This window comes from Photobacterium sp. OFAV2-7 (assembly GCF_022347985.1).
Classification (GTDB): Bacteria; Pseudomonadota; Gammaproteobacteria; order Enterobacterales; family Vibrionaceae; genus Photobacterium.
Genome location: NZ_JAKRFQ010000542.1, coordinates 1 through 3,536, shown reverse-complemented (window position 1 = coordinate 3,536; position 3,536 = coordinate 1). Strand labels below are relative to the sequence as shown.

General features: G+C 47.9%; 4 protein-coding genes. 2 read left to right on the top strand and 2 right to left on the bottom strand.

What is annotated here, in order from left to right; translation table 11 throughout:
• Positions 1 to 842 (bottom strand): DMT family transporter (locus MHN01_RS20565; protein WP_239413127.1); only part of this gene is annotated, 842 nt, incomplete at its 3' end.
• Positions 843 to 1,010: 168 nt separating this feature from the next.
• Between MHN01_RS20565 and MHN01_RS20560 the strand changes: the two genes are divergently transcribed.
• Complete coding sequence (locus tag MHN01_RS20560) at positions 1,011 to 1,904, top strand: LysR substrate-binding domain-containing protein (protein ID WP_239413126.1); 894 nt, start codon at positions 1,011 to 1,013, stop codon at positions 1,902 to 1,904.
• Between the two features lie 251 nt (positions 1,905 to 2,155).
• The gene (locus tag MHN01_RS20555; protein ID WP_239413125.1) at positions 2,156 to 2,716 is read left to right on the top strand and encodes a sugar O-acetyltransferase; all 561 of its coding nucleotides are present in this window, start codon (positions 2,156 to 2,158) and stop codon (positions 2,714 to 2,716) included.
• Positions 2,717 to 2,840: 124 nt separating this feature from the next.
• Here the strand turns inward: MHN01_RS20555 and MHN01_RS20550 are convergent, their stop codons facing one another.
• The gene (locus MHN01_RS20550) at positions 2,841 to 3,461 is read right to left on the bottom strand and encodes a nitroreductase family protein (protein WP_239413124.1); all 621 of its coding nucleotides are present in this window, start codon (positions 3,459 to 3,461) and stop codon (positions 2,841 to 2,843) included.
• Between the last annotated feature and the right edge of the window lie 75 nt (positions 3,462 to 3,536).

Sequence of the window (3,536 nt, the reverse complement as noted above, 5' to 3'; positions counted from 1 at the left end):
CCTATACCGATGACCTTTGACCCGGATAGCTGTTGGTCAAAAAAGCTAATTTGCCAGATGACGACAAACATCAGATTGGTAAAGATAAGCGGTGCAAGCTGAGAGCCGGAATGTGCCAGGCGGTAGGCTTTTGCCCGGAACATTTGCGTACTGACGATACAGGCCGTGAGCAAGATGATAAGTGGAAAAGCGAGGTGCTGAATCTCGGAAGCTGACGATTGCATAATAGTGAAATCATTGCGGCTGATATCAACAAGAGCCAATGGAAGTATCAATAGCCCGGCAATGAGAAAGCACCAGCCATTGAGGGCTGCTGCTGGTAAGCTCCCTTTGCTGCCTTTGAATAGGGTCACTTGGGAGCAGGCGTTGAAGAACCCTGCTGCCAACCCTATAAGCAGAGCAGGGCGGAGTTCGATACCTGTGGGAGTACCTGCCTGAAGGATTACGCCAGTAAAGGTGAGTGCAAGACAGCTGAGAGTAATGGCTCTGACTGGTGTTTTTAGTAACAGTTTTTCTAACAAAGGTATAAAAAGGGGACCAGTACTAAACAGCACCACGCTTTCTACCAGGCTAAGGGTATCCAATGCGATCAGAAAACACATCTGACTGCCGACAACACAGAGCGAACGGATCAAAATCGTTCGCCAGTTGTCGCGATCCGGTATGGTCCAGCATGTCATCTTAAGTATAAGCAGCATCAGCAGTGCCGGAAGGAAAAAACGCAGAAACCCCAATACTTCCGTGCTAAACATGTCACTGAGCAGCTTGGCCAGCAAGCCGTTTAGTGAGAGGCTAAATGTCGATGCCAGCATGAAGAAAACGGGGCGTAGGTCGGTGGTCATTCTGGTCCTCCATCTGATGTTGCCTGAGCTAGCGGGTGATAAAGAAAGGCGCCGGAAGTAAAACTGGAATTCCGAAGTTGCTCAGTCAGGGGCTATAAACAGTCTAGTCAGCTTGTGTTGAGCAAAAAAGCGAATAATACTAACCAAAACTGTTAGAAAAACTTACATATGAGAAAGCTGATCCCACTGAAGTCTATTTATGCTTTTGTTGCCGTTGCTGAAACCGGAAGTATGACAGAGGCGGCCGATGTGCTGAGCGTGAGTCATTCGGCTGTCAGCCAGGCCATCAAGGCGCTGGAAGCTCAGCTGAACCTGCCGTTGTTTCGCCGCGTTGGCCGTCGGGTTGAGCTGAATCACGAGGGGCGAAAGTATTACCGCAAGGTCGCACCTGCACTGACCCAGATTGTCGAGGCCAGCGAATCTCTGGCCCGTGAGGGACAGGGGAATCGTCTAACTTTGAACATGGTCAACTCGCTGGCACTTCACTGGTGGATCCCCCGGGTGTCCGACTTCCAGCAGCTTGCTCCTCATATTGATATTCGAATCTCTAATCTTATTCAGGCTTTCGATCTGGACCGTGAAGGTGTTGATGTCGCACTGCTTCACGGCAAACCAGATGAGTGGCAGGAGTATTATTGCGAAAAGTTAGGTGATGACGAGCTGATTATGGTCTGCAGCCCGCACCTAATTGGTTCGAATACCCCTCCAAGGCCAGATGAACTGCTGGCCAGATATCCTGCGATATACGCAACCAATCCACGTCGCAAAAATGACTGGCAGGTATGGTGCCAGGCCAAGAAATTACCAATACCCGAGCAGCAGAAGAACCTGACATTTACCGCATCTATTCAGGCGGTGCAGGCAACGATCCGTCGACTTGGCGTATTGATCACCCATAAGCAGTTTGTTCGGGATGATATTAAGCACGGCATGCTGGTACAGGTTGGTCAGCCAGTACTCAACCCGTATCAAGAGTTCTATTTCGTTTGTACAGCCGAGAAGCTGAAGCTCGAAAGTGTGCTGACGTTGCGTAACTGGCTAAAAGGTGAGTTTGCGAAATAACTCCGTGTGAGCATGAGCACTTTGAGACTGTTTTGAGACTGTTTTGAGACTGTAGATACATAACGGATGCAGATAGGTTCGTTTTGTGTATTACCTGGCGCTTTGGTTCGATTAACAGCGTGAGAATTGGCATCTCACGGAATGTGATCCGGTGTATATTTTGGTGTGCTGGTGGTGTTTTTCTCTCACATTATAGAGGCCATGAACTTCATAATATTGGCAACTTAAGTATTGGATAATGCGGAAATACGATGACTGAAAAAGAAAAAATGCTGTCAGGTTTGATGTATCAGGCCTGGGATGCCGAGTTGCTAGCAGAGCGCCAGAAAGCCAAAGAGTTGTGTCATCAGCTAAATCACCTTAGCCCGAGTCAACCAGAGACCCGACAGGCACTTATTAGCGAATTATTAGGGCAAGAGAGCGATGCGTGCCTTGAATCGCCGTTTAACTGTGATTACGGCTACAACATCAAGGCGGGTAAAGGCTTTTATACCAATCATGGTTGTACAATCCTTGATTGTGCCCCTATTCATATTGGCGATAACTGCTTGCTGGCACCTGGGGTAGTCATAGCGACTGCCGGGCATCCGCTTGATCCGGTTGAGCGGGCTTCTGGCGAGGAGTTTGCCAAGAGCATTACCATAGGTAACGATGTGTGGTTTGGTGCCAATGTCACTGTGTGTCCGGGCGTGACGATTGGCGATAATGTGGTTGTTGGGGCTGGTAGTGTTGTTAATAAGGATTTGCCTTCCAACACAGTATGTGTCGGGTCGCCTGCCAAGCCAATCAAAGAAATTCCACCCAAGCAATAAATCTTCAGAGCTAAGGTGAGTGAGCAGAATCATTCACCTTAAATACCTATGATGGACTGTGCTCAAAAATCTCAAGGTTATCTGTTATTTCAACCCAGCTGGCTTTGGAAGCAAGTACTCCACTTTAAATAATCTCCAGGACGTCATTGAGAGGTTTGCGCATTTTTTGCGGCCAGTTTCCTTCTGCTGGGTAGCCGACAGTAACTAACATAACCGGAAGGATAGACGATGGCAGATTAAATGCTGATTGAACCGCCTCAGTGTCAAAGCCGCCAACAACGCCGGTGGATAGCCCTTGCTCGTCTGCCGCAAACATCAGGCTCATGGATGCAAGTGAAGCTGAGCGAATGGCCTCGTCTCTTCGAAGCTCTGAATTGTCTTGGTGCGACTCTGTCACCATACCGACCCATGTTGCCTTGATCTCTTCGGTGATGATACCTTCGCTTACCGATGGTTGAAGCGCGTCTTCTAGTGTTTTGTAGCCTTCCAGATCACCACAGACTATATAGGTCACTGAAGCATCTTTAACTTGTTGTTGCCCATATGCAGCCTGGCATAACTTGGATTTCTGCTCTTCGGAATGAACAGCAACGAATTTCCAGTTTTGTAGATTAAAAGCCGACGGTGAGTACGTTGCAAGCCTGACCAATTCAGAGATTGTTTCTGCAGTGATTTTTTTAGCCGGATCATATTTTCCGGTTGTTGAACGACTTTCTAAGTAATGTTGTATGCGTGAAGTATCCATTGATAAGTCTCCTTGAGATTAACTGTTATTCGATAAAACGTGTGTTGGCGTTTTCTTGGCCTTATTCGATTGATT